A 4,581-nucleotide genomic window follows, 5' to 3' on the forward strand; every position below is an offset into this window, starting at 1 on the left:
AAAACTACGTCGTTATTTACTTTCCTTACGGAATGAGAATAAATTTAAAATATTCTTAAGAATAGAATTAATCTATATGATATTGCCTTTACAGGGCATTGCATCTAGGACCAGTGGTTCAGCGTCGAACCTTGGCTTTACCCATCATAGTGCGGTAATTATAGAACCTGAAAACTATGAAGTAAGGTTGGAGGATTTGGCATTGCTCACTTATGACCCAAGTGTTGCGAATGAGAATGAAATTAAGATTAGGGAACTTAAGGATGGCATTTTCTATATAATAACTAACATGGATGGTGAGGTACACCTGGTCAGAAAGGTAAATGAAAATATTGAGTTCTACACCGCCCACGTCTTAAGTAACGGCACGTTGGTGTTGATTCTCAATGCCGTCGGAAAATTATGAAGAAGTTGAGATGGAAGTTACGTTACTAACATTTATTCAATTAAAACTTAAAGTTAAACGAGTCGTTAAAATCATCGATCTAAAGCCTGTACTTACATTGAAAGTGGGATTGTACGGAGATATAGATATCACTATAATGGCAAAGCATTAAAGAGGTTGTAAAAATAATGATTGTTATGAATATGAAGTTCAGAACATTAGTAATAAAGCCGGGGTATGTCGTGCTAGCTAATGGCTGTGAGACTGAAGTGAGTATTTTCGTACTTGATGTTGTTATGAGTCCGCCCATCGGCGGTTATCCCGACTTTAATATCGTACTTAATGGCTTCCTCTCAAAGTTTCAATGCCCGCAAAATATCATAAATGAAATTAGTACGTGGCGAGTTTTTACCGGAAACATAATTGAGGCTGGTCCCTGGGACTTAATACCTATTAAGAGTGCTGACGCGGCTGAGTTAATTGTGGAAATTAGCATGGCTGATTTAAAGCTTCAGGTTAAGGTTACGGCAACGCCGTACTTAGCCACGATATTAAGGGGTTACAAAACACTTGATAACCAACCCATAATTTATATCAAGTGGTTATATTCGTATCAACTGGTAAATTTGGAAAAGATTAGGGCTTAAGTAATTATTACTGATTCTTCAATTGATTTTCATATGCCTTACGATGGAGCTTGCACATTAGGTTTCCTATGTATTTTTCGTGGGTGTTTTGTGGAGATTAACCTTTAAAATATGGTTTGAGGGTTTTAACCTCGATGCCTCGCTGTATGGAGATTGTTAATGAGGAGTTGCAGAAGAATTTGAATAAGGTGATTCTTGTGAAGCTTAGGAATGGTGCAGAGATTAGGGGTGTGCTTGTTGGTTTTGACCAGCATCTAAACCTGTTATTAACGAATACGGAGGAGATCAACCCTAAGGGTGGTGTCAAGGGTGGCTTAATGATTATTAGGGGTGACACAGTGCTTTTTATTAGTCCGTCAACCTCATGACTTGATGAGTATGGTCTTGATCTCGAAGGGCTTGAAGCACAGGTTGCCTAGGTCTGCGCTGCCGTAATTGTTCAATTCCAAGAAATCCGTCTCCACACCCTCACCGCCAATGAAGCCCCTTACCTCGGTACACGTGTTTATCCCGTAGGTCTCGTAAAGCCTCATCACAATACCCGAGTCCTCACCCCACTTAAGCGCCTCGAGCATTACCGCGGGGTTCCCAACCTCGAGGAATGACCTCTCGCCGCCCCCCGTACCCTCAACAACGATTAGCGGCTGATTAAACTCATAGGCCCTCCTGGGCACTTGGGCTGCCCTCCAATCACCTGGGTGTGGGTATATTGCGTACGTGAATTTACTACGCCCGTAATCAAGGAATGGGTTTGGGTAAATCGGCGACCTAAGCAGTGTTATTGCGATGGTGTTTTCCTCCACTGAGTAACCCTGCCTACCGTCATTGAGTATGGCGATGCCGTAGTCAGGGTCCCAAACATCGACCCAGCGCAGGGCAGGTACCTCAAACTTTGCGACCTCCCAGGTGTTGCTGGGCCTCGTCGGCCTATTAATCACTCCATAGGGTATCTCAAAGGATGCGTTCTGCCCAAATATGCCAGTTTATAAACAGCCTTGAGCAGTGTCAGCCTCTCCCTCCAATCAACCTCATTCTCCACATCAACACGCCTACTGAAGGCGCCCACACAAATCCTCTGCCTAATACTTGACTCCCTAAACCTGTAATCAACCTCGATGCAGCCCCTCAATGGTCCACCCTCCACGATACTAAATCCCGTAGGCTCCAACCTCCTGCAAACCCTCCTGTAGTAGGCGTCTATGTCCCAACCATCCCACCTACTGGGCATGTCTTCGCAGGCTATTAGGTGTCCGTCCTCGACGGCCCACCTGCCAACCTCCTTATCGTAGATCCTCAGCGAGCCATCAAAGACAACCCTAACAAGGGAATTCTCAACATAATTACTGCCCACCCCAACATCACCCGAGGAATTCCCCGAACCAACCTCGAAGGACCTCCAGCCAAGGGCAGGAACATCAACCAAGGCCAGGTAGCCACCCTCAACCCTCTGCGTGGTACCTCACTCAATTCCTCCCCAACCATGACCAACTCCCTGCGCGGCCAGGGCAGTGGGTTTACAATGGTTATGAAAGATCCAGTGCCAAGGGCCTTCCTGAGCACGCTCATTAACTCCTCATTGACCCTCCTTAGGTCCTCCTCGAGTTCATTAACCACCTCCTCATAGACCGCCTTCGTGGACGTAGCCCCCATTGGGTCATGGTACTCAGCCTCGAGTAATGGGTGCCAAAGATCCTCGTAGTTCCTCCTGACCCCGGCAATGACGCTGAAGGCCTCCAACTCCCTTAGTCTCGTCTCGAGAGCCCTAACCAACTGCTTGAGCCTTATGCCATTTGTGTATACACCCCTGTGAATCTCTAGGTATAGCTCACCCCTCCACCTCGGTAGTGAGTCGTCTCTCAGGACCTCATTAATGAAGTCCTTTAGATTACCCATCACAAGCCTCGGCATGCCAGGCAGGTCCTTATACGCCCTGTACCTCTCGAGCATCAACCACGTCGGCCCACCACCACCATCGCCCTTACCGAAGGGTAGGAAGGCCGGCAGCTCAGGGCTTGTGTGGTCTGACCAGGCCCTCGCTATCTGCCTTGGGGTTAGGTCCGCGCCATAGGTTGCGTAATTCACCGTGGGTATTACCGAACCGTCAATACCCTCCCACAGGAATACGGAGTATGGGAACCTATTGACCGTGTTCCAATACATCTTATGCTCAAAGAACACCTTAATCCCTGCCTTCCTGAGTATCTGCGGTAACGAGGCAGGGAACCCGAAGGTATCCGGCAACCACCCAATCTCCGTCGTAAACCCAAACTCCCTAAGGAGGAACCTCTGCCCATAGAGGAATTGCCTCGCTAAAGATTCACCACCCGGCAGGTTGGTATCGCTCTCAACCCACATACCGCCGACTGGTATTACTCTGCCCGCCTTAATGGCGTCCTTAATCCTAGACCATAAATCCTTATCCTCACTAAGCCATTTCAGGTATGCCATGTTTGATACCAGGAACGTGAGCTCCGGGTAGGACTGAAGTAGCGATAATACGTTGATTATCGTCCTCCTAACCTTCTCCCTAGTCACGTCCCTACTCCACAGCCAACCAAGATCAATGTGTGCATGCCCTGCCACATACACGACGCCCCTACGGCCCCTCCTAACCCTCAACTCCTCAATACCCTCCTCAAGAACCCTCAAACCCTCCTTAGCAGCTCTACCAAGCTCGCTGAAGTCCGGCGGCCTCAGGTGCGTCAATTCCTTAACATCGTAGTAATTAAACAATGCCCTAACGAAGCCCGGAGGCTCAACAATGCGCGCCTTAACCGCGAACTCCAACTGCCAATTGGCCACGGAGTCCAGGGGAACCACGTCAAGGGCCTCATTAAGGACCTTCAGGTAGTCAAGCCTTAGGTCATCAAAGGCCTCGGCAACATCAAGCAGGAGCTTGGCCCTCAGGACAAAGTTGAACAGCGAAGGCTCCCTATAAACCACGTACATGCCGTTGAAGCTGACCCTACGCTCACCAAACATCCTGACGTGGGATAAAACAAGCGATAACGAGTGCCTACCCGGGGATGCCCTAACCCACCTACTCTCACCCTCATCACCGTAGTTAAAAACGGCGAACTGAAGATCATCAACCCTCAGGTACCCTCACCAACAACATCAATGAAGAACCAGGGCTCACCAAAATCCCTAACCACGACAGAACCGCACAAAGCACCACCACAGGCCTCAAGATTAACGGCGTCAACACCCATTATTGAGGCAGCCTCAAGATAAAACAACTTAGTCCTAACACCACCAACATCCCTCAAATCAAAACCCACAAGCACTAACAACAAAAACAATAAACGCTAATTTAAAGACAACGCACAAACCATGAAAAACAAACCATAAAAGAATTTAGAGACTTATTCCCTGAATCATTCCGTGGCAAAATTTTGCCATGGTTCGGTAAACCAGAAAATATTCATAGTATGTCGAGCTATGCTAGGGATTTTGTTTTTGTGTTCTGTAGTTGTTGTTTTGTGGTGTTTAATATTTGTTTTGTTGTTATGGTTATTATGTTTTGCTATATTATGAATTTTTTTTATT

The 4,581-nt window shown here is 47.1% G+C and carries 5 protein-coding genes and 1 pseudogene; 3 read left to right on the top strand and 3 right to left on the bottom strand.

The annotated features are described in order from the left end of the window. Positions 1 to 82: 82 nt before the first annotated feature. The 3 genes from JCM16161_RS13315 (at position 83) to JCM16161_RS13325 (ending at position 1,400) form a co-directional block, all read left to right on the top strand. Complete coding sequence (locus JCM16161_RS13315) at positions 83 to 406, top strand: hypothetical protein (protein WP_243671748.1); 324 nt, start codon at positions 83 to 85, stop codon at positions 404 to 406. 167 nt (positions 407 to 573) lie between these two features. Beyond that, positions 574 to 1,032: a hypothetical protein gene (locus tag JCM16161_RS13320; RefSeq protein ID WP_054856177.1), complete on the top strand. Its 459-nt coding sequence runs from the start codon at positions 574 to 576 to the stop codon at positions 1,030 to 1,032. Between the two features lie 146 nt (positions 1,033 to 1,178). Continuing rightward, a complete protein-coding gene (locus tag JCM16161_RS13325) occupies positions 1,179 to 1,400 on the top strand; it encodes a small nuclear ribonucleoprotein (Sm) (RefSeq protein WP_243671749.1) in 222 nt (73 codons plus the stop codon). On the opposite strand, the pseudogene JCM16161_RS19300 reads toward JCM16161_RS13325, so the two are convergent. The 3 genes and pseudogenes from JCM16161_RS19300 to JCM16161_RS13345 all read right to left on the bottom strand — a co-directional run bounded on the left by JCM16161_RS19300 (position 1,395) and on the right by JCM16161_RS13345 (position 4,319). Beyond that, a pseudogene (locus tag JCM16161_RS19300) lies at positions 1,395 to 2,383 on the bottom strand (hypothetical protein). The gene JCM16161_RS13325 and the pseudogene JCM16161_RS19300 overlap by 6 nt on opposite strands. Then, the gene (locus tag JCM16161_RS13340; RefSeq protein WP_054856181.1) at positions 2,326 to 4,014 is read right to left on the bottom strand and encodes an alpha-mannosidase; all 1,689 of its coding nucleotides are present in this window, start codon (positions 4,012 to 4,014) and stop codon (positions 2,326 to 2,328) included. The pseudogene JCM16161_RS19300 and the gene JCM16161_RS13340 overlap by 58 nt, the downstream one beginning before the upstream one ends. Before the next feature lie 113 nt (positions 4,015 to 4,127). After that, positions 4,128 to 4,319 carry a hypothetical protein gene (locus tag JCM16161_RS13345; RefSeq protein WP_054856182.1) on the bottom strand — a complete coding sequence of 64 codons (192 nt, stop codon included), beginning with the start codon at positions 4,317 to 4,319 and terminating at the stop codon, positions 4,128 to 4,130. Positions 4,320 to 4,581 lie beyond the last annotated feature (262 nt).

It is taken from the genome of Vulcanisaeta sp. JCM 16161 (assembly GCF_001316285.1).